18 protein-coding genes and 1 pseudogene are annotated in these 20441 nt (G+C 70.9%); 9 read left to right on the top strand and 10 right to left on the bottom strand.

Annotated features, from left to right (window positions below; translation table 11 throughout):
- Window positions 1–187: 187 nt before the first annotated feature.
- Window positions 188–495 (bottom strand): annotated as a pseudogene (locus G3I77_RS41160) (nitrate reductase); the annotation flags it as partial.
- Between the two features lie 168 nt (window positions 496–663).
- Here G3I77_RS41160 and G3I77_RS10810 point away from each other — a divergent pair.
- Window positions 664–1491, top strand: a complete 828-nt coding sequence (locus G3I77_RS10810; RefSeq protein WP_248502540.1) for an SAM-dependent methyltransferase — start codon at window positions 664–666, stop codon at window positions 1489–1491.
- Between the two features lie 51 nt (window positions 1492–1542).
- Here the strand turns inward: G3I77_RS10810 and G3I77_RS10805 are convergent, their stop codons facing one another.
- On the bottom strand, window positions 1543–2457 hold the full coding sequence (locus G3I77_RS10805; protein WP_248502538.1) for a helix-turn-helix transcriptional regulator: 915 nt from the start codon (window positions 2455–2457) through the stop codon (window positions 1543–1545).
- Between the two features lie 150 nt (window positions 2458–2607).
- Entirely contained in the window at window positions 2608–2838 is a 231-nt protein-coding gene (locus G3I77_RS10800; RefSeq protein ID WP_248502536.1) for a DUF397 domain-containing protein, read from the bottom strand.
- A 230-nt stretch (window positions 2839–3068) separates the two neighbouring features.
- On the opposite strand from G3I77_RS10800, the gene G3I77_RS10795 reads away from it, so the two are divergent.
- The 6 genes from G3I77_RS10795 (at window position 3069) to G3I77_RS10770 (ending at window position 10350) form a co-directional block, all read left to right on the top strand.
- Complete coding sequence (locus G3I77_RS10795) at window positions 3069–3665, top strand: ATP-binding protein (protein ID WP_374385378.1); 597 nt, start codon at window positions 3069–3071, stop codon at window positions 3663–3665.
- Window positions 3666–3693: 28 nt separating this feature from the next.
- Entirely contained in the window at window positions 3694–4239 is a 546-nt protein-coding gene (locus G3I77_RS10790; protein WP_248502535.1) for a hypothetical protein, read from the top strand.
- A gap of 149 nt (window positions 4240–4388) precedes the next feature.
- Window positions 4389–7124: a SpoIIE family protein phosphatase/ATP-binding protein gene (locus G3I77_RS10785; RefSeq protein ID WP_248502533.1), complete on the top strand. Its 2736-nt coding sequence runs from the start codon at window positions 4389–4391 to the stop codon at window positions 7122–7124.
- A gap of 128 nt (window positions 7125–7252) precedes the next feature.
- Window positions 7253–8617 (top strand): FAD-dependent oxidoreductase, encoded by a 1365-nt coding sequence (locus tag G3I77_RS10780; RefSeq protein WP_248502531.1) that lies wholly within the window; start codon window positions 7253–7255, stop codon window positions 8615–8617.
- 142 nt (window positions 8618–8759) lie between these two features.
- Window positions 8760–9254, top strand: a complete 495-nt coding sequence (locus tag G3I77_RS10775) for a lamin tail domain-containing protein (protein WP_248502529.1) — start codon at window positions 8760–8762, stop codon at window positions 9252–9254.
- Between the two features lie 94 nt (window positions 9255–9348).
- Window positions 9349–10350, top strand: a complete 1002-nt coding sequence (locus tag G3I77_RS10770; RefSeq protein WP_248502527.1) for an alpha/beta fold hydrolase — start codon at window positions 9349–9351, stop codon at window positions 10348–10350.
- A 279-nt stretch (window positions 10351–10629) separates the two neighbouring features.
- Here G3I77_RS10770 and G3I77_RS10765 read toward each other — a convergent pair whose 3' ends face one another.
- From G3I77_RS10765 to G3I77_RS10745, 5 genes are all read right to left on the bottom strand, one after another.
- A complete protein-coding gene (locus G3I77_RS10765; protein WP_142156397.1) occupies window positions 10630–11004 on the bottom strand; it encodes a hypothetical protein in 375 nt (124 codons plus the stop codon).
- 57 nt (window positions 11005–11061) lie between these two features.
- A complete protein-coding gene (locus G3I77_RS10760) occupies window positions 11062–11583 on the bottom strand; it encodes a roadblock/LC7 domain-containing protein (protein ID WP_248502525.1) in 522 nt (173 codons plus the stop codon).
- 38 nt (window positions 11584–11621) lie between these two features.
- The gene (locus tag G3I77_RS10755; RefSeq protein WP_248502523.1) at window positions 11622–12458 is read right to left on the bottom strand and encodes a hypothetical protein; all 837 of its coding nucleotides are present in this window, start codon (window positions 12456–12458) and stop codon (window positions 11622–11624) included.
- Window positions 12455–12907 (bottom strand): hypothetical protein, encoded by a 453-nt coding sequence (locus G3I77_RS10750; protein ID WP_248502521.1) that lies wholly within the window; start codon window positions 12905–12907, stop codon window positions 12455–12457. The genes G3I77_RS10755 and G3I77_RS10750 overlap by 4 nt, the downstream gene beginning before the upstream one ends.
- 292 nt (window positions 12908–13199) lie before the next feature.
- On the bottom strand, window positions 13200–14846 hold the full coding sequence (locus tag G3I77_RS10745) for an RICIN domain-containing protein (protein WP_248502519.1): 1647 nt from the start codon (window positions 14844–14846) through the stop codon (window positions 13200–13202).
- A gap of 414 nt (window positions 14847–15260) precedes the next feature.
- On the opposite strand from G3I77_RS10745, the gene G3I77_RS10740 reads away from it, so the two are divergent.
- Complete coding sequence (locus G3I77_RS10740; protein WP_248502517.1) at window positions 15261–15782, top strand: AAA family ATPase; 522 nt, start codon at window positions 15261–15263, stop codon at window positions 15780–15782.
- Window positions 15783–15885: 103 nt separating this feature from the next.
- On the opposite strand, the gene G3I77_RS10735 is transcribed toward G3I77_RS10740, so the two are convergent.
- A complete protein-coding gene (locus G3I77_RS10735) occupies window positions 15886–18291 on the bottom strand; it encodes a SpoIIE family protein phosphatase (protein ID WP_248502515.1) in 2406 nt (801 codons plus the stop codon).
- 152 nt (window positions 18292–18443) lie between these two features.
- Between G3I77_RS10735 and G3I77_RS10730 the strand changes: the two genes are divergently transcribed.
- Window positions 18444–19907, top strand: a complete 1464-nt coding sequence (locus tag G3I77_RS10730; RefSeq protein ID WP_248502657.1) for an aldehyde dehydrogenase family protein — start codon at window positions 18444–18446, stop codon at window positions 19905–19907.
- 113 nt (window positions 19908–20020) lie between these two features.
- Here the strand turns inward: G3I77_RS10730 and G3I77_RS10725 are convergent, their stop codons facing one another.
- On the bottom strand, window positions 20021–20251 hold the full coding sequence (locus tag G3I77_RS10725; protein WP_248502513.1) for a hypothetical protein: 231 nt from the start codon (window positions 20249–20251) through the stop codon (window positions 20021–20023).
- Window positions 20252–20441: the final 190 nt, after the last annotated feature.

Below are 20441 nucleotides of genomic sequence, written 5' to 3'. Positions count from 1 at the left end.
AGCGGCCGGGGCCGTGAGAATAGCGGTTGCGGACACGCCCTCGACTTCCGATCAATTCTGGTATTTCCAGATTAACGGAAGTGCTCACTGGTACCGGCTCAGACGCTGGTCAGAAGCTGTGGCGCCAGGAGTGGATCAGTGGAGCGAGTTCCGTGCGGCCGCCAGGTGCAGGTCACGCAGATCGTTCAGCGGTGATCCGGTCCATGGCCGTGTCCCGGTCGCACTCCACCGGCCGGCCGTCCTCGCGGATCAGCGGCCTGGTGAGCCGGTCCGGGGAGGCGTTCGCCTGCCGGCCGTAGAGGTCCTCGAGGCCGAGGCGCCCGCGGCTCACCCGTCCCGAGGTCCGGCCCCGTACGCCCAGGATGCGGCGGCCTGCACTCACCGACCCACGTCCTGCCCGCCGAGCCGCTCCGCGAGATGCGCGGCGGTCCGGGACGGCCAGGACGTGCCGACGACGCTGCCTGCGCCGGGTCCCCACCCCGGCTCCGGTGGCACACAGTATGCGAATGATTACATAGAGGGCATAACGCGGCGCGGGCGGCGGTCATCTTGTCGTTCGATCGTGGGCACTTCGCCAGTGGGCTGGCACCGCCCAACTCCCGCTCCCTAGGATGTACTTCCTGTCCAGCCAGACCGTTGGCGCGGCACCTTGCAGGGGGAACGATGCACTCCGAGAAGCAGTTGTCCACCGAGATCGACGCGAACGTGCCGACGGCAGCGCGCATGTACGACCACTACCTGGGCGGCAAGGACAACTACGCGGCCGACCGCGCCGCGTGCGAGGAGCTCGACAAGGTCGTGCCCAGCACGCGCCGTCTGGCCCTGAACAACCGGCGCTTCCTCCAGCGGGTCGTGAAGACCCTCTCCGAGGAGTACGGCATCCGGCAGTACCTGGACCACGGATCCGGCCTGCCGACGCAGGACAACGTGCACCAGGTCGCCCAGCGCATCGACCCCACGACTCACGTGGTCTACGTCGACAACGACCCGATGGTGCTGGTCCACGGCCGCGCGCTGCTGGAGCAGGACGAGCGGACGACCGTCATCCACGCGGACATGCGCGAGACTGACCAGATATTCGGCCACGCCGACACCAAGCGGCTGATCGACTTCGACGAGCCGGTGTGCGTGCTCTTCAACTCGGTGTTCCACTGCATCCCGGACAGTGACACCGACGGGCCGCTCGCGGTCGCCCGGCGCGTGCGGGAGCGGCTTGCCCCCGGCAGTTTCATGGTGATGTGCCAGCTGGTCAGCGAGGACCCCGAGGTCCGCGCCTTCGTCACCGACTTCATGGACCAGGCGACCCAGGGCCACTGGGGCCGCGTGCGTGAACCGAAGGACGTGGAGACGTACTTCGAGGGCCTGGAGATCCTTGAGCCCGGGATCGTGGAGGTCTCCACCTGGCGCCCGGACACCGAGGTGGCGCCCCGTCAGCTCACCCACGAGTGGATCGAGTTCGGCGGAGTCGGGCGGCTCCCCCTGGGGAAGTGACCGAGGTGCCTCGCTCGGGACGGTGACCGTCCCGAGCGAGGCACCCGCGCGTCACGGGTAGCGCTGCTCCATCGTCTGCCGCAGCAGCTCCAGCGAGTCACGGGGCTTGAGCGCCTCGTCCGCGAGCCGGTCCAGCGCGATCCGGTACTCCTCGGTCTCATCACGGTCCTCGAGGAAGTTCGCGCTCTTGATGTGCTCCAGGTAGACCACGTCGGGCAGATCGAGGCCGCCGAAGCGCAGATACGTGACCGGGATGGCCGGTGCCGAGGCGTTGGTGACGCTCAGCGGCACGATCTGCAGCGTCACATTGGAGCGTTCGGCCATCTCGACGAGGTGCGCGAGCTGTTCCCGCATCACATCGATGCTGCCCAGGACGCGCAACAGCACGGACTCGTCGATGATCGCCCACAGCTGCGGGGCGTCGGCCCGCGACAGCAACCGGGCCCGGTGCCTGCGCAGTTCGACGCGCCGCTCCACCTCGCCGGCCGGCGCGTTCGGCAGGCCACGCTCCACCACGGCCCTGGTGTAGGCAGGCGTCTGCAACAGGCCGGGCACGTACTGGATCTCGAAGGTGCGGATGGTGGCGGCGGCCTCCTGCAGTCCGACCAGCCGGTCGAACCACTCGGGCATCAGGCGCTTGTCGTAGCGCTGCCACCAGCCGGGCTCGCCGGCGCGCTGCAACAGCTTGAGCAGCACCGAGGCCTCGTACGCGTCGGTGCCGTACAGCTCCAGCAGTGCGCGGACGTCGTTCTCCGTCGGCGGGCGGCGGCCCTTGCCGGACTCGATGCGGGACAACTTCGCGGCACTGAACCCGACAGCGCGCGCCGCCTGGTCCTGGGGGAGTCCGGCGTCCTCTCGGAAGCCGGCGAGCTGCACACCGACCAGCATCTTCAGCAGAGTCGGCGCCGGCTCGGGCCTGTCCAGGTAGGGTTCCAGACGGGAGATGCGATGCGACGCGGCGGACATCCTGACTCCCAGCAGACCGGCACAAGGACGACTTACACTATCGCACTTCACCGGGCCTCCACGCATCCGCCCACAGCACCCCTGCAGAAGTAGGGAGTTGGGCTCCGCTTCACCCTGAGGGCGTCGTGCATGCCGGACAGTGCCGCTTGCTCACAGCAGGTGGTCGAACTCGCCGTCCTTCGCTCCGGCCAGGAAGGCCGCCACCTCCGCCGACGTGTAGACGAGGGCGGGTCCGTCGGGGTCGCGGGAGTTGCGCATCGCGATCCCGCCGTCGACGAGGGGGGCGACTTCGACGCAGTTGCCCTCGGCGTTGCTGTGCCGGCTCTTGATCCAGCAGGCGCTCAACGAGCTTGCCTGCACTCCGTTCTGCACTGGTGGCACCGCAGTCTCCTTGCTGTTCTCGTTCCCCGCCGCGCACGGTGTGCCCGGCCGTCCGGACGAGTGCGGTCGCGTCCCTTCGACCGCACTCGTCCCGGCTTGCGTACCCACAACGGCTTGATTTTCACGCAATTTCTCGTGCAATTGCACGCGGGCGCCTTCAGCGTGGATAATAGCTGCGGCGTCAACCCCCGGGTCGGCGCCGTGTCCTGACGTCGCATCGGGGAGATGCCGTGTCATCACCTGCGCAGCAAGTGCTCCGGCCGCCGATCGGGGCTGCGGCACACGCAGGCGCACCCGCGGCGGCGCACCACGCCTTCCCGGCCGACCCGCTCACGGCCTCGCCGTACGGGGCCCCGCCCTCGGCGCCGAAGACACTGCCGCAGCTCTCGGGCGCCCTGTCCGCCTCGGTCGCGCTGCAAGTCGAGTGCAGTCGGGAGGGGTTCGCGCGAGCCCGGTCCTTCACCCGCGACACCCTGCACGGCTGGTCCCTCGACCACCGCTGCGATGACGCGACCCTCGTCATCACCGAGCTCACCGCCAACGCCGCGACGCACGCGGCTCCGAGAGCCCCGGATGTGCCGGGTGTACCGGAGATCCGGCTCGGATTCCTCCTGAATCCCGGCCACCTGCTGGTCACCGTCTCCGACCCCGACGACCACCCACCCGTGTACCGGCCGGCCGGCACCGGCCTGGAGGAGCACGGCCGGGGGCTGTGCATCGTCGACGCCCTGTCCGAGGAGTGGGGCTGGACCCCCAGCGGCCCGGCGGGCAAGACGGTCTGGGCCAGGTTGTCGACCCGGCCGGCCACGCTCTGTCCACCCATCTGACACAACTGCCGCGGAAAGGCCCCTCGCCATGCGCAGCGCTTCGACGGAACACCCGAGCAGCGAGCGCCCCCAGCGCCCCGACGCCCCGGCCGGGACGACCCGGAACACGCCACTCACGGCACTGGACCGCGTGCCCTGGGGCGACATCCAGGACTCCACCGGCTCGGCGGCGGCCATTCCCCTCCTGCTCAACGGCATCGCGGGGGGTGATGCCGACACCGCCCGCTCCGCCCTCGACGACCTGCGGAAACGGATCTGCCAGTTCGGTTTCGTGGTGGAGCAGGCGACCGCGGCCACGGTTCCGTTCCTGTGGGAGCTGGCGCAGCTGCCGCAGGTGACCTGCCGCCCCCAGATCATCCAGCTGCTCAAGAACATCGCCGACGCCCGGCAGTGGGAGAGCACCGCCGCCGTCTACCCGAAGCTGCTGAACCACCGGGAGAACCCGGTGGTGTGGGAGCGTGCGGCGCGCCAGGCGGTGCGATCCCGGCGTGGCGAGCTCGGCAGGCTGATGGCGGACGAGGACCGCGAGATCGCCCGGGCCACGACCGAACTGGCCCGCTCGCTGGGCGCCTGAGACCGCGGTAGGTTCTCCGGTGGGCAGGTCCTACGTTTCGATGGGCGGCGAGCCCCTCGCGCCCGCAGACGTGACGAAACGGTGAGGACCCCCTGTCACCTTGGGTGATGGCCCTCGCCTCCCGGGGCCGGGCAGTGTAGACATGGCACATGGTCCGACTCTTGGGTCGATCCGCGACTCGATCGCCCCTGCGGCCCGGCGCTGCGCCGTCGGCACGGCAGCGGCGGGAGGCGGGCTCGCCACGGTGGCAACCGGTGGCGGGGCTGCGGTCGGTGCTGGGCGGACGCAGCGTCGCCGGACAGGTGTTCCTGCTCGTCGTGGTGATCGTGCTGCTGCTGGTCGTGGCGGCCGTGGTGGCGCTGGTGCTGCAGGTGCGGCACGACACGACGCAGGAGGCCCGCAACCGTTCGCTCGCCGTCGCGGAGACCTTCGCCAACGCCCCGGGCACCGCCGAGGCGCTGCAGGGGCCTGATCCCACCGCCGTGCTCCAGCCGCGGGCCGAGGCCGCCCGTGAGCGGTCCAAGGTCGACTTCATCGTCGTCATGAACACCGACGGGATCCGTTACACCCACCCCAAGCCGGACCGCATCGGGAAGCAGTTCGTCGGGACGATCGCGCCGGCGCTGGCCGGGGAGTCGTTCACCGAGAAGATCGACGGCACCATCGGCCCGCTCGTCCAGGCCGTGGTGCCGGTGAAGAACTCGGACGGCCGGGTCGTGGGCCTGGTCTCGGCGGGGATCACGACCAAGAACGTCGGCGGGACCGCCGACCGCCAACTGCCCCTCGTTCTCTCGGCCGCCGCGGTGGCGCTCGCGCTGGCGACGGCGGGCGCCGCGCTGGTGAGCCGGCGGCTGCTGCGCCAGACCCACGGGCTCGGTCCGCACGAGATGACCCGGATGTACGAACATCACGACGCCGTGCTGCACGCCGTCCGGGAGGGCGTGCTCATCGTCGACGACGGGGGCACCCTGCTGCTCGCCAACGACGAGGCGCACCGCCTGCTCGGGCTGCCCGCCGACGCCGAGGGCCGGCACGTCCTCAGTCTGGGTCTCGACCCGGGCACCGCCGACCTGCTGGCCTCCGGACGCGTCGCCACGGACGAGGTGCACCTCGTCGGGGACCGGCTCCTCGCCGTCAACCAGCGGACCACGGACCGTGCGGGTGTCCCGCCCGGCAGCGTCGCCACTCTGCGCGACTCCACGGAGCTGCGGGCCCTGTCCGGGCGGGCCGAGACCGCGCGGGAACGGCTCAACATGCTGTACGACGCCGGAGTGGGCATCGGAACGAGCCTGGACGTGACCCGGACGGCCGAGGAGCTCACCGAGCTGGCCGTGCCCCGGTTCGCCGACTTCGTCACCGTCGACCTGTTCGACGCGGTACTCGGCGGCGGACAGCCGAACGCGGCGGCCGCACTCAGCCGGACGGCGGTGAGCGGGATCCGCAAGGACGCGCCGCTCTACCCCACCGGCGAGCGGATCAGGTTCGTCGAGTCCTCTCCGCAGGGCCGCAGCCTCGCCACGGGCGGCCCCGTCCTGGAGCCCCGGCTGAGCGAGGCGCCGGGCTGGCGGGCGCAGGACCTCGAGCGCTCCGCGCAGATCGTCGAGTACGGCATCCACTCCCTGATCACCGTGCCGCTGCGGGCCGGCGCCCTGGTGCTCGGCGTGGTCAGCTTCTGGCGCTGCGAGAAGCCGGAGCCTTTCGACGCGGACGAGCTGGCCCTGGCGGAGGAGCTGGTCGCGCGGGCCGCCGTCTCGATCGACAACGCGCGCCGCTACACCCGCGAGCACAGCATGGCGGTGACGCTCCAGCGCAGCCTGCTCCCCCGCAACCTGCCCGAGCAGAGCGCCTTGGAGGTCGCCTACCGCTATCTGCCCGCACAGGCCGGGGTGGGCGGTGACTGGTTCGACGTGCTGCCGTTGTCGGGGGCCAGGGTCGCGCTCGTGGTCGGGGACGTCGTCGGCCACGGACTGCACGCCGCGGCCACGATGGGGCGGCTGCGCACCGCCGTGCACAACTTCTCCGCCCTCGACCTGCCGCCCGAGGAACTCATCGCCCTGCTGGACGAGTTGGTCGGCCGCATCGACCAAGACGAGACGGAGGACGAGGGCAGCGCCCCGGTCACCGGCGCGACCTGCCTGTACGCCGTCTACGACCCGGTGTCCCGGCGCTGCACCGTCGCGCGGGCCGGGCACCCCCCGCCGGCGCTGATCCACCCGGACGGCACGGTGGAGTACGCCGACGTGCCCGCCGGCCCCCCGCTCGGGCTCGGCGGTCTGCCGTTCGAGACGGCGGAACTGGAGCTGGCGGAGGGCAGCCGGCTCGTCCTCTACACCGACGGGCTGGTCGAGGACCGGGAGCGGGACATCGACGAGGGCCTGGAGATGCTGCGCGAGGCGCTGGGCCGGGCGGGGCAGTCGCCGGAGGACACCTGCCGGGTCGTGCTCGACTCGCAGCTCACGGCCCGCTCCAGCGACGACATCGCGCTGATCGTCGCGCGCACCCGTGCGCTGGCCGCCGACCGGGTCGCCGAGTGGCCGGTGCCGGCCGATCCGGCGGCCGTGGGCGAGGTGCGGGCGGCGGTCAGCCGGCAGCTGGCCGAGTGGGGCCTGGACGAGCTGACGTTCAGCACGGAGCTGATCCTGAGCGAGCTGGTCACCAACGCGCTGCGGTACGGCGGCGGCCCCATACGCGTCAGGATGCTGCGCGACCGCAACCTGATCTGCGAGGTGTTCGACAGCAGCAGCACCTCACCGCACCTGCGGTACGCGACCATGACGGATGAGGGCGGGCGTGGCCTGTTCCTGGTCGCGCAGCTCGCGGAGCGCTGGGGGACGCGTTATCTGCCGGCGGGGAAGGTGATCTGGGCGGAGCAACCCCTGCCATAAGCGGGACCATGCACTCCCCATAAAGTAGCCTTATGAGCTCATAGACCGGACCCTCGTACCGACTTAGGCTTGCCTCAGTTTAGGCTTCCCGTCGAGATCGCTTGTCGCCGCTCGAAGGGAACCTGACCATGCCCCGCCCCCTGCGGGTAGCCATCGTCGGATCCGGCCCCGCCGGGATCTACGCCGCCGACGCCCTGCTCAAGTCCGAGGTGGCCGCCGAACCCGGCGTGTCCATCGACATCTTCGAGCGCATGCCGGCGCCGTTCGGACTGATCCGTTACGGCGTCGCCCCCGACCACCCGCGGATCAAGGGCATCATCACCGCCCTGCACCAGGTGCTCGACAAACCGCAGATCCGGCTCTTCGGCAACGTGGACTACGGGACCGACATCGGCCTGGACGACCTGCGCGCGTTCTACGACGGCGTGATCTTCGCCACCGGCGCGACGGCCGACCGGGCGCTCTCCCTGCCGGGCATCGACCTCGACGGCTCGTACGGCGCCGCCGACTTCGTGTCCTGGTACGACGGCCACCCGGACGTGCCGCGCACCTGGCCGCTGGAGGCGGAGAAGGTCGCCGTGCTCGGCGTCGGCAACGTCGCGCTCGACATCGCGCGCGTCCTGGCCAAGACGGCGGACGAGCTGCTGCCGACCGAGATCCCGGCGAACGTCTACGAGGGTCTGAAGGCCAACCGGGCCAAGGAGATCCACGTGTTCGGCCGCCGCGGCCCGGCGCAGGCGAAGTTCAGCCCGATGGAGCTGCGGGAGCTGGACCACTCCCCCAACATCGAGGTCATCGTCGACCCCGAGGACATCGACTACGACGAGGGTTCGATCACCACGCGGCGCGGCAACAAGCAGGCCGACATGGTGGCGAAGACCCTGGAGAACTGGGCGATCCGCGACGTCGGCGACCGGCCTCACAAGCTCTTCCTGCACTTCTTCGAGTCGCCGGTCGAGGTCCTCGGCGAGGACGGCAAGGTCGTGGGCCTGCGCACCGAGCGCACGGAACTCGACGGCACCGGCAACGTCAAGGGCACCGGCACCTTCAACACCTGGGACGTGAGCGCGGTGTACCGCGCGGTGGGCTACCTGTCCGACAAACTCCCCAAGCTGCCCTGGGACATCGACTCCGGCACCGTTCCGGACGAGGGTGGCCGGGTCATGCAGGAGTCGGGCGAGCACCTGCAGTCCACGTACGTCACCGGCTGGATCCGGCGCGGCCCCATCGGCCTCATCGGGCACACTAAGGGCGACGCCAACGAGACGGTGTCGAACCTGCTGGCCGACTACGCGGGCGGCCGCCTGCACACCCCCGCCGCCCCCACCCCCGAAGCCGTGGACGCGTTCCTCGCCGAGCGCGACATCCGCTTCACCACCTGGGATGGCTGGTACAAGCTGGACGCCGCGGAGAAGGCTCTGGGCGAGCCCGAGGGTCGCGCGCGCGTGAAGATCGTCGAGCGCGAGGACATGCTGCGGGCCAGCGGCGCCTGACGTCATACACCCCGCAGGGCGGGTCCGGTGGCCATGTCATCGGATCCGCCCTTCTGCGTACTTGAAGCGTGTACGATCCGGATGCTTCACCGAACCATCACATTGCCTTCACCTGAAGGCCATGCAGGGGGGACGAACGTCCATGCGTATACGCCTTGTCGCCACCACGGCCCTCGCCGCCGGAGCCCTGACCGCCCTTTCGGCGGTTCCGGCCCAGGCCGCCGAGTACGACTCCGCGCTCAAGATCCGGGGCATCCAGTACGACGCTCCCGGGAGCGACTCCAACCGCTGCTCGGGCGGGAACACCGCCCAGGAGTACCTGACCATCAAGAACTACTCGCGCTCCACGACGGTGAACCTCAAGGGGTACGTCGTGAAGGACGCCGCGGGGAACAAGTTCACCTTCACCGCGAGCCACACCCTTCAGCCGGGTGACTACGTGAAGCTGCGCGGCGGCAACGGGGCCGACTCCGACGCGAAGAACGTCGTCTACCGCGACAACTGCAACTTCATGTGGAACAACGACAAGGACACGATCTACGTGTACAAGCCGTCCGGCAGCCGTGCCGACGTGCACTCCTACACCAAGAGCGGCTCCGACAAGGACGGCAACGGGTACATCACGTACCACGGCTGAGCCTTTTGCCGGAACGGCAACAGGCTTCGCGTGCGGCGCGGCGGGCGCTGGATGATCGGTGGACCGAGCGCCCCTTGGGATCGCGGGAGGATCCATGCCGCAGACGTCCGCCGCCGACCGTACGCATCGCCTGGTGCCGTCACCAGCCGGCCGCACCCACCTCGTAGAGCAGGGTGACGGACCACTCGTGCTCCTGCTGCACGGATTCCCCGAGTCCTGGTACACCTGGCGCCACCAGCTTCCGGCTCTGGCCGCGGCCGGCTACCGCGCAGTCGCCGTCGACGTCCGCGGCTACGGACGCTCGTCTCGGCCCCCGGAGCCGGACGCGTACCGGATGCTCGAGCTGGTGGAGGACAACGTCGCCGTGGTGGAGGCCCTGGGCGAGCCGTCCGCGGTGCTGGTCGGGCACGACTGGGGCGCGACCATCGCGGCGACCTGCGCGCTGGTCCGGCCGGACGTCTTCCACGCGGTGGGGCTGCTGAGCGTGCCCTACACCCCGCCCGGCGGGCCGAGGCCGAGTGAGGTCTTCGCGCGGATGGGCGGCGACGAGGAGTTCTACGTCTCCTACTTCCAGGAGCCCGGCCGGGCCGAGTCGGAGATCGAGCCCGACGTGCGCGGCTGGCTAGCGGGCTTCTACGCGGCCCTGTCCGCGGACACCATGCCCGAGGCCGACCCCCATTTCCTGGTCCGCGGCGGCCAGTTGAGCGACCGGTTTCCCGTCGGCCGGCTGCCCGGCTGGCTGAGCGAGGCCGACCTCGACGTCTACGCCGGGGAGTTCGAGCGCACCGGGCTGACCGGGGCCCTGAACCGCTACCGGAACATGGACCGCGACTGGCAGGACCTGGCGGGCTTCGCCGGTGCCCCTGTCACCCAGCCGTCGCTGTTCATCGGCGGCAGCCTGGACGCGTCCACGACGTGGCTGGCGGACGCGATCGAGGCGTACCCGAGGACGCTGCCCGGTCTGAGGGCCTCGCACATCCTGGACGGCTGCGGTCACTTCGTTCAGCAGGAGCGTCCGTCCGATACCAACCGGCTCCTCATCGAGTGGCTCGCCGGTCTCCCGGTCCAGGGGGTCGGCAGCCAGCGGCCGAGGTAGGTGCGCAGGCCCGTGAGGTCGGTGCCGCGCGCCAGGTGACCCACGTCAGGAGGGGGTAGCCCGGTCCGGCGACGCGGCGCTGGAGTCCGGCCGGGGTGTCGGGCAGGCGGTCTCCCGCGCGGGGGCGTCCGCGGCGCGTCCTGGACGCCGTGTTCATGCAGGGGTGCCGTCATGGCACCACCGTGGACGCGCCTGCTGCGCGCATGTCGCCGCCGTGCGACGTGCCGGGGCCCTCCGCGACACCTGCGTGGCGGAGGGCTCCCGTTCGGTGGTGCCGGTTCAGACCTCCAGGTCGGCTTCGATGCGGCGCAGCTGGTGGCGGGCCATCGCGAGGTTGGCCCGGCTCCCGTCGAGCACCAGGTAGAGGAAGAGTCCGCTGCCTCCGCGCCCCTTCAGGAGGCGGATGAGGTGGTACTGGGTGTTCAGGGTGATCAGGATGTCCTCGATCTCTTCCTTCAGCCCCAGGTGCTCCATGGTGCGCAGCTTGGACCGGACGACGTCGGTGTTGCCCGCGGCGGCGACTTCCAGGTTGAAGTCCTTGCCGCCGCCGAGGGTGCCGAGGGCCATGCCGCTGGTGTAGTCGACGAGTGCGGCGGCCGTCGCTCCGTCGATGGAGCTCAGGCATTCCTTCAGCGCGGTCTCCGTGTTGGCCATGCGCTCGGTTCCTTTCCTTCGGTCTTCTACTTCGGTGGGTCGGGAGGTTCGGGTGGCTCAGATGCCGGTCTGCGGGCGCGGCTGGTGCGTGGGCCGCTGCGGGGTGCGTACCGGGAGGGTGCCGATGGGGCGGTCCGTGGCCGGGGGCACCGTGGCGAGGTGCTCTTCGGGCGCCGGCCGGTCGGCGTGGCGGCCGGTGCCCGGGCCCACGCGTGTGGCCACCAGGTCGGCGATCCGGGCGCCGCTGCGCCGGCCTTCGAGGTGGAGGCGGCCGACGTTGACGCGGTCCTCGGCGAGGAGGGTGAGTACGGCGGTCGTTCCGGCGGCGTAGGTCGCGACGTAGCCTCCGGAGCCCCGCACCAGCAGTTCGCGGAAGTCGCCGCGGGCGGCGGCGTCGGTCATGCGGTAGGCGACGCCCAGGGCGGCCGCGGTGAGCGCCGCGAGACCCTCCGGCTCGGTGTCCGGCACGTCGTGGGCGAGGACGAGTCCGTCGACGGTGGCCGCGAGGGAGCCCGTCAGCCGGGGTATGCGGGTGCGGAGCCGACGCAGTTCGTTCAGGACGTCGGTCTCGACGGCCATGAGCAGTCTCCTTTCGGCACGCTGTCTTCGCGCGCGGATCACAGTGCCTCCAAGGCGTGCAGGAGCCGTCGCAGCAGTGCGGTGTCGGGCTCGTCCGGTGGAGCGGGACGAGGGGTGGGGCCCGGCTCGGCGGACACGGTGGCGGGGGCGGACGCTGGGGCTGGGGCTGGGGCTGGGGAGGGGACGGAGGCCAGGGGGGCTACAGGAGCCACCAGCCCGGCAGCGGCGAGGCGGCGGAGTTCGACGAGGGTGTGGAAGGTGCGGCAGGCGAGGGCCGTGGCGATCTGGGCGGCGGTGCGGACTCCGTCGACCTGGGCGAGGGTCCGCCCGCGGCGGGCCGGCAGGTCGGCGGCGTCCGGTCCGGACACCCGGGCGAGAGGCGCGCGGTCGACGGCGGGCTCGGGCCATATGCGGTGCAGCAGTTCGCGGCGGCGTCTGGACTCGCGCAGGACGGTGTCCACCGGTACGGGACGGACCGCGCCGAGCCAGTGTGCGGCTCCCGAGCGGAACCGGAGCGCAGGTCCGTCGTGGGCGAGGACGAAGTACGCCGCGTCGAAGAGGGCGCCCAGATGGCACAGTTCCAGCGCGCCGGCGGCGAGGTGTCCGCTGTCCACCAGCTGCCGGCCGACACGGCAGCGGCGGCCGGCCTGGTCGATCGCCTCCCACCAGCCGTCCGGGGCGAGCGCACCGCTGTGGGTGAGCAGGTCGCCGAGGTCGGGCGTGACGGCGGATTCGACGTGGACGACATGTCCCGCCGCGAGGTAGACGATCCCCGACTCGGTGGACAGGGCGCCGGTCGCGCCCTGCTCGGCAAGGGTGCCGAGCAGGGCAGAGGCGGGTTCGTCCGTGAGAAGGGTCCGGGTCGATGTGGTCATCCGAGCACCAGCCGGTCCGCCATCTCGGCCAGCCGGATGCGGGCCAGGGCCAGGTTCCCTTCGCTGCGGTCGAGCCATAAGTGCACGAACACGGTGCTGTCGAAGGTCGTGGTGACGAACCTGAGCAGGTGGTACGAGTCGGCGTTCGTGATGATCAGGTCCTGTACGGGAGGTTCCTTTCCGGACGGCCCGCCGGGGCCGCCGCCGGGCGACCCACCCGTGTCGTCACCGGACGGTCCGCCCGGGTCGCCGCCGGTCAGCGCCAGGGCGCCGCTCTCGGTGGCGAGGCGGGCGAGTTCGGCGGTTTCCGCAGCCGTCGCCTCCACATCACCGCCGGGTGCGTCACCCACCGCACCCAGAGCAAGACCACTGATCCAATCGACCACCGACGCCCCTCGAGCACCTGGCAGCCGCATGGCCTCCAGCAGACTCTCGTCGATTCCGGGCACGCCGAACCCCCTCCCCTGCACGGCCGTTCCCGCGAACGTGAGCACGAGACTACGGAATGTGCTTGGCGCAGGTGAACGCTTTGGCATTTTCCAAAGGAATGTGCAGCGGACCGAGCAGGGGAGCGAAGGGATCGAGCCAAAGCGAACAAACCCGCACTACCTGATGGGGGGAACCGGCCCTCGCCCTGCTTGCCCGGCTCCCGGGCAGGACGACCAGCACCGCGACCACGGCGAGCCATAGGAGGGATCTTGTCCTCGTCTTCGTGAACTCCTCGTCTGAAGCCGCGGTTGCTCACGCGCGGGTCCACTTCTGGTTGCCCTGGCCGTTGCAGGTCCACAGGACCAGCGGGGTTCCGTTGGTGGTGCCGGTCCGGTCGACGTCGAGGCAGAGCCCGGCGTGGACGTTGCGGATCGACCCGTCGGAACCGACGGTCCACTTCTGGTTGGCCTGGCCGTGGCAGGGCCAGGTGATGACCCGGGTGCCGTTGGCGGTGCCCTGGTTGTAGGCGTCGAGGCACTTGTCGCCGAAGACGCGGACCTCGCCGCCGGCCCACGTGGTCCACAGCTGGTTGGCGGCCGTGTGGCAGTCCCAGATCAGTACGGTGGCCCCGGCCGCGGTGGAGGCGTTGTCCACGTCCAGGCAGCGGCCGGACGCGTTGCCGCGCAGACGCGAGGTGGTGGCGGCCAGCGGACTGCCACCGCTCACCTTGTACACGGCGACACCGTGCGCGGGGACGCTCGCCGAGATCTGCCCGGACGTGCTCGCCGTTCCGCCGGTCCACAGGTCCGTGAGAGTGAACGACCCGCCGGACAGGCCGACTTGCGCCGCCGTGGTGGTGACCGTCGCCGTGCCGCCTCCCCGGTTGAAGAGGCCCACCGCGACCGAGCCGTCGGACAGGGGCTTGGCGAACACCTCGGTGCTGCCGTCGTCGCGCACCCGGCGCCCGCCCGCGCCCAGCGGGTCCTGGTTCACCGCCAGCAGACGCGGGTTGCGCAGGATCGCGCTCACGTCGGCGGACATGGTGCGGATGTCGTTGCCGGCCATGAGCGGGGCACTCATCAGCGACCACAGGGCGAAGTGCGAGCGGGACTCGGTCAGTGACAGACCGGGACGGCCGACGACCAGCATGTCGGGGTCGTTCCAGTGGCCCGGACCCGACTGCGCCGCCAGCGGCGCGGTGACGTCCAGGACGTTGCCGACGCCCATCGGATAGCTGTTGGTGTTGCCGTTCTGCCAGATGTCGAGCAGGTCCTCGGTCGTCCGCCACAGGTCGGCGACCTCGCCCCAGTTGTACGTGGCACCCGTGATGGCGTGCAGGCTGTTGGGGTTGATGCTGTAGACGATGGGCCGCCCGGTGGCGCGCAGCGCGTCGCGCATGAGCGTGAACCGCGCGACCTGCTCGTCACGGGTGCCACTGGAGGAGCACCAGTCGTACTTGAGGTAGTCGACGCCCCACGAGGCGAACGTGGCGGCGTCCTGGGCCTCGTGCCCCCTGCTGCCCGTGGATCCCGGGTAGCCGCCGGTGGCCTGCGCGCAGGTGCGCTCGCCCGGCACCTGGTAGATGCCGAACTTCAGGCCCTTGCTGTGGATGTAGTCCCCGAGGGCCTTCATCCCGCTCGGGAACTTGGTCGGATGGGCCCGCAGGTTGCCCGCCGCGTCACGTTGCGGGTCGAACCAGCAGTCGTCGACCACCACGTACCGGTAGCCGGCGTCCCGCATGCCCGAGGACACCATCGCGTCGGCGGCCTGACGAACCTGAGCCTCGGTGATCCCGCACCCGAAGCTGTTCCAGCTGTTCCACCCCAAGGGTGGGGTGAGCGCCGGGCTGCCAGGCGCGGCCGAGGCGGTGGAGTGAGCGGAGGTCGTCACGAACGTGGTGACCGTCAACACGGCCGCCGCGAGGAGGTGGAGCAGTCGTCTTCCTGATCGCGTGGGCACCAGGGCTCCTTTCCCGGAAGGGCGCCATGAGCGGGGCACGGATGGCGCCGTGAATATCAGGTTCATGACATATTGGACGTTCGAAATTTCGAGCGCCATTCGGAAAGTCTGGGCCTCACGGATACTAGGGAGGCGACCGAGCATGTCAACACCATCCGCGCTCCGGACCCCGTCCCGCATCCCGGCGACGCGGGAACGGACCGGCCGATCCACGCAATCCGGACAACCGGCCGCGACGGCCGCCCGCCGAACACTTCCGAATGTTTCGTCATGTGAAGCGAATCATGCGGGCGAATGACGGCGCCCTCCTGGCAGTCCCAAGGAGTCCCTGACAGCCGTCAGTGAGCACGACGTGTGCACCGGTGGACTCGACCGGGGGCGAGACGCTCGCGCACAGCGCTAGCGTTGGGTCCCGTGATCGTATGGCTCAACGGAACACACGGCGCGGGCAAGACGACGACCAGTGCACTCGTGCAACGGCTGATCCCGGATTCACGGGTGTTCGACGCCGAGAAGGTCGGCGAGACGCTCATGGACATCAGGCCGGGGCTGCCCTGGACGGGCAACTTCCAGCACTGGCCGCCGTGGCGGCCGCTCGTGGTCGAGACCGCGCGCCGCGTACTCGACTACACCGGCGGCACCCTGGTGATGCCCATGACCGTCCTGGTCGAGGAGTACTGGCGCGAGATCAGCACGGGCCTGGCCGAACATACCGTTCCGGTGCGGCACTTCGTTCTCCATGCTGACCAGGACACGCTCCGCGAGCGTATCGAGGAGGACGCCGTTCTTGGCCCTTCCTCGTTCCGCCTCGAGTATCTTGAGCCCTACGCCGAGGCGGCTCGCACGTGGCTGCACCGCGAGGCCGAGGTCGTCGACACCACCCGCCTCACCCCAGCCCAGGTCGCTCAGCGGATCGCGGAGGCCGTGAGGAGTTGAGGGCCTCTGGACCCCGACGGCCTCCTGGTACAGGCCGGAGCGGTGAACCCGTCCGGCCCGCGGGCGACTTCATCGAGGCCACCCAGGACTGCGGCGCCTTCGTTCAGAGGGCCTGTTCCGCCCAGATGACCTTGCCGTTGGTCGTCTGCCGGGCGCCCCAGCCCTGGCACATCTGGGCCACGAGGAGCAGGCCGCGACCGCCCTCGTCGTAGGTGCGGGCCCGCCGCATGTGCGGGGCGGTGGTACTGCCGTCCGACACCTCGCAGATGAGGGATCGGTCGTAGATCAGTCTCAGCTCGATGGGTGGTTCGGCATGCCGGATGGCGTTGGTGATGAGCTCGCTGACCACCAGCTCGGTGACGAACACGCACTCGTCGAGGCCCCACTCGGCCAGTTGCCGACACGCGTTCTTGCGTGCCGCGGCGACCGCGGCCGTGTCGGGCGGTACCTCCCAGGAAGCCACGTGGAAGGTGTCCAGGGCGCGGGTGCGGGCCACGAGCAGGGCCACGTCGTCGGCCGGCCGTTCCGGAAGCATGGTGCGCAGCACCGCGTCGCAGGTGCTCTCGAGTGAGGCGTCGGACCGCCGCAGCAGCTGAAGCAGGGTGTCCATGCCTTCGTCGATGTCACGGGACGCGGCCTCGATGAGACCGTCGGTGTACAGGGCGAGAACGCTGCCTTCGGGCAGCTCCAGTTCGATGGCCTCGAAGGGCAGACCGCCCAGCCCCAGGGGAAGTCCCGCGGGGACGTCGAGGAAGCGCACCCCGCCGTCCGGGGTGAGCAGCGCCGGGACGGGATGCCCCGCGCGCGCCAGGGAGCAGCGGCGGGAGACCGGGTCGTAGACGGCGTACAGGCAGGTGGCCCCGATGTCGCCGGTGCTGTCGGCGCCCGCGGCCAGGTGGCTGACCAGGTCGTCCAGGTGGGTGAGCAGCTCATCGGGAGGGAGGTCGACGTCCGCCAGGGTCCGGACGGCGGTCCGCAGCCGTCCCATGGTGGCCGAGGCCTGGATGCCGTGGCCGACGACATCGCCGACCACCAGTGCGACGCGGGCGCCGGACAGCGGGATGACATCGAACCAGTCGCCGCCCACGCCGGCCTCTGCGCTGGCGGGCAGGTAGCGGGAGGCGACATCGAGGGCGGACTGCTCGGGCAGTCGTTGCGGCAGGAGACTGCTCTGCAGGGTGAGGGAGGTGGCGCGCTCCCGGGTGAACCGGCGGGCGTTGTCGATGCAGAGGGCGGCCCTGTCGGTGAGTTCCTGGCCGAGCAGCAGGTCGTCCTGTTCGAAGGGTTCCGGGTTCCGGTGGCGGGAGAAGGTGGCCACGCCCAGGGTGATGCCACGGGCCCGCATGGGCACGGCCAGCACCGAGTGGAATCCGAACCGCCGCATGCGTGCACCCCGCTCGGGGGTCTGGCGCAGCACGTCTTTCATCACCTCGGCGGTGACGTTCTGGATCAGCGGTCGGCCGGCCGTCAGGCATTCGGCCGCCGCCGACTTGTCCGGGTAGACGGCCACGGTCCCGTTAGGGACCACGGCCTCGGGACAGCCTTCGAGAACCGACTGGTGGGCGACGCGGCGCAGCCGTACGGGGCCGCGCGGGGAGCCCGTGGGCGGGTCGGCATCGCCGTCGATGGACGGCAGCAGGTCGACGGTGACGAAGTCGGCGAGCTGAGGGACGGCCACGTCGGCGAGTTCCTGCGCGGTGCGGACCAGATCGAGTGTGCTGCCGACGCGCAGGCTCGCCTCGTTCAGCAGGGCAAGCCGCTGCCGGGCCAGGTGCTGCTCGGTCATGTCGTGCGCGGAGAGCAGCACACCCTGCGTCCGGCCGTCGCCCGCCCATACCGGGGCGAGGGACACGGTCCACATGGTCGGGCGTTCATGGCCGGCGAGCTGCAGCGAGAGCTGGAGGTCCTGCCGCGCACCGGTTTCCAGCGCACGTCGCATGGCCTGCTCGGTGCGGTCGGCCTGCTCGTGGGGCACGATCTCCGAGACCCGCAGTCCGCGCATCGCCTCCTCGGGCAGCCCGATCACCCGTTCCATGTCCGCGTTGGCCCTGACCAGTCGCAAACCGGTGTCGTACAGCGCCGTCGTGCAGGTGGACTGGGTGAAGCTCCTCCTGAGGAACGCGTCGTCGTCGGGACTCACCCCGAGAGGGCTGACCGCCGTGAGCAGCAGCCACTCGCCGCGGCCGCCGTCGTCCCGGCGGAGGTGAGCCAGGAGGTTCACGGTCAGGGGGTGCCCCTCGCGGTGCAGCAGCGTCGCCGGTCCGCTCCACCTGGGGAGGGTGAGCAGAGAGCTCAGATATTCCGGCGGAGGCCCGTCGGCGAGCAGCGCGGCCCCGGACCGGCCGACCACCTCCGAGGCCCGGTAACCGAGCAGCCTGCGGGCTCCTTCGCTCCATCCCGTGACGATGCCGCGCTCGTCCACGACCGCCTTCGCGGTGGCGGCCTCGTCCACGAGGCCTTCCGGCGGTGCACCGCCGCCCTCGCCCGGGACGGACGCAGTTCTCGCCATGGAGCCTCAACCCGCCTCACCCGCTCGGCATACTTACTGCTTCGTTCAGATATGCCCCAAGAATGACAGATACCCCCTTCCCGGGTTGAATGGCCAGGAACGCTGATAGCCGCGTGGGAGGGATCCACCGGCCAGGGGCGGAGGTCGTGACCATGCCTGTTGACGGGGAGCGGACCTGGCCGGACGCGGCCGAGTGGACCGGGAAGATCTACAGCGAGGGCTGGCGGACGGCTGAGGGCGGCACCCGTCAGGTGATCGAGCCGGCCACCGGCGAGCCCCTGGCGGAGGTGGGCGTGGCCTCTCCGGCAGATGTCGCACGGGCGGGTGCCCGGGCCGCCCGGGCAGCGTCGGACTGGGCGGCGGCCACCGCGTCCGACCGGGTCGACGTCCTGATGGGTGCCGGCCGGGCCCTGCGCGAGCACATCGGGGCGGTCCGTGAATGGATCGTCCGGGAGTCGGGGGGCGTCCCGGCCAAGGGTGACTACGAGATCGCGGCCGGCCTCGCTCAACTGGAGCACGCGATCGGGCTCGCGTCGCGGCCCCCGGGCGAGGTTCTCGCACCGCAGGTGCCCGGCGGCACGAGCCTGGCGTGGCGGGTGCCGCTGGGGGTCGTAGGGGTCATCACCCCGTGGAACGCGCCGCTGCTGTTCGCGATGCGGGCACTGGCGCCTGCCCTGGGCCTCGGTAACGCCGCGCTGCTCAAGCCCGATCCCCTGACCCCGGTGTCCGGCGGAGTCCTCGTCGCGCAGCTGTTCCGGGAGGGCGGGCTGCCCGAGGGCGTGCTGCACGTCCTTCCCGGCGACGCGGCGACCGGGCGTGCGGTCGCCGCCGACCGGCATGTCGCGATGGTCTCGTTCACCGGCTCCACCGAGGTGGGGCGGGAGGTGGCCCGGATCGCCGGAGAAGGGCTCAAACGGGTGTCGCTGGAGCTCGGCGGCAAGAACTCGATCATCGTGCTGGAGGACGCGGACGTGGAGGCGGCCGCCGTGGCAGGGGCCATGAGTTCGTTCGGCTACCAGGGCCAGGCCTGTGTCGCGGCCGGCCGCCATGTGGTCCACGCGGACGTCGTGGAGGCGTACACCGAGGCGCTCGTCCGGCAGGCGAAGGCGCTGCCGATCGGTGATCCCCGCGACGAGGGCGTGGTACTCGGTCCTGTCATCAGCGAGCGGCAGGCGGCCCGGATCGAGCGGATCGTGGACGAGAGCGTGGCCTTCGGAGCACGCGTGCTGGCCGGAGGCAGCCGCGAGGGGCTCTTCTATCCGCCCACCGTGCTGGACCGCGTCGACCGGTCCATGCCGGTTTTCCACGAGGAGATCTTCGGTCCTGTCGCTCCGGTCATCCCGTTCCGTGGCGAGGACGAGGCCGTGGAGATCGCCAACGACACGGCGTACGGTCTGGCCGCCGCCGTCCACTCCGGGTCAGCGCCTCGCGCGATCGCCCTCGCGCAGCGGCTGCGTACGGGCATGATCCATATCAACGACGTGTCCGCCAAGGACGCCGCGAACGCGCCCTTCGGCGGCATGGGCGTCTCGGGCAACGCCTCCCGCATCGGCGGCACCGCCAGCCTGGAGCAGTTCACACAGTGGCGCTGGATGACGGCGCCGGGGCCGTTGTGACCCTCCCGGGCGGGGCAGCGGCTGCCTGGCGTTCCACAGCGGACGGGCTGCCCTCGGATGCGAGAGGGGTCGGCCGGCGTGAGTTCCCGGTGGGGTGGTTCTCCGGGAGGCTGCTACGCGAGCCAGAGGGCGCCCCGCCGATGGCGCGCCGGCGGTATGTCCACCGTGTCCGCGGCATCGAGTGCGAGTGCGCCGGCGGTGGTGTTCACGAGTCTCAGGAGAGTCCCTGTCCGGGTTCGCAGCCGCTGCCGCGCCCGGCGTTCCTCCGTTGCGGCCCACTGGGCGACGGAGGGGTCGCGCTGGTGCCGGGCGAACGAGTAGACGTCCACGGTGCGGCGGACCATGCGAGGCCGGGGCCTTCTGGACTCACGTGTCGCGTCGGTGACGCTGCGCGCGCTGTACCTGAGGTCGCGGAGGACCACGGAACACCAGGGCTTTCCCCATGAGCAGTCGGGTGCGCTCGGGCTGTGCGGACGGCGACGATGATGGGCGGTTCGTGTCATGCCGGCTTCTTTCGCAGCCTCGCGTCGTCGG

It is taken from the genome of Streptomyces sp. D2-8, assembly GCF_023184515.1.
In the GTDB taxonomy this organism is placed as follows: domain Bacteria; phylum Actinomycetota; class Actinomycetes; order Streptomycetales; family Streptomycetaceae; genus Streptomyces.
This window is presented reverse-complemented; position numbering and strand designations above follow the sequence as displayed.

Excerpts from the sequence above, each read along its gene's own strand:
- G3I77_RS10810 (WP_248502540.1), top strand. The coding sequence starts at position 664 with ATGCACTCCGAGAAGCAGTTGTCCACCGAGATCGACGCGAACGTGCCG.
- G3I77_RS10805 (WP_248502538.1), bottom strand. The coding sequence starts at position 2,457 with ATGTCCGCCGCGTCGCATCGCATCTCCCGTCTGGAACCCTACCTGGAC.
- G3I77_RS10790 (WP_248502535.1), top strand. The coding sequence starts at position 3,694 with ATGCGCAGCGCTTCGACGGAACACCCGAGCAGCGAGCGCCCCCAGCGC.
- G3I77_RS10785 (WP_248502533.1), top strand. The coding sequence starts at position 4,389 with ATGGTCCGACTCTTGGGTCGATCCGCGACTCGATCGCCCCTGCGGCCC.
- G3I77_RS10780 (WP_248502531.1), top strand. The coding sequence starts at position 7,253 with ATGCCCCGCCCCCTGCGGGTAGCCATCGTCGGATCCGGCCCCGCCGGG.
- G3I77_RS10775 (WP_248502529.1), top strand. The coding sequence starts at position 8,760 with ATGCGTATACGCCTTGTCGCCACCACGGCCCTCGCCGCCGGAGCCCTG.
- G3I77_RS10770 (WP_248502527.1), top strand. The coding sequence starts at position 9,349 with ATGCCGCAGACGTCCGCCGCCGACCGTACGCATCGCCTGGTGCCGTCA.
- G3I77_RS10765 (WP_142156397.1), bottom strand. The coding sequence starts at position 11,004 with ATGGCCAACACGGAGACCGCGCTGAAGGAATGCCTGAGCTCCATCGAC.
- G3I77_RS10760 (WP_248502525.1), bottom strand. The coding sequence starts at position 11,583 with ATGGCCGTCGAGACCGACGTCCTGAACGAACTGCGTCGGCTCCGCACC.
- G3I77_RS10755 (WP_248502523.1), bottom strand. The coding sequence starts at position 12,458 with ATGACCACATCGACCCGGACCCTTCTCACGGACGAACCCGCCTCTGCC.
- G3I77_RS10735 (WP_248502515.1), bottom strand. The coding sequence starts at position 18,291 with ATGGCGAGAACTGCGTCCGTCCCGGGCGAGGGCGGCGGTGCACCGCCG.
- G3I77_RS10730 (WP_248502657.1), top strand. The coding sequence starts at position 18,444 with ATGCCTGTTGACGGGGAGCGGACCTGGCCGGACGCGGCCGAGTGGACC.
- G3I77_RS10725 (WP_248502513.1), bottom strand. The coding sequence starts at position 20,251 with ATGGTCCGCCGCACCGTGGACGTCTACTCGTTCGCCCGGCACCAGCGC.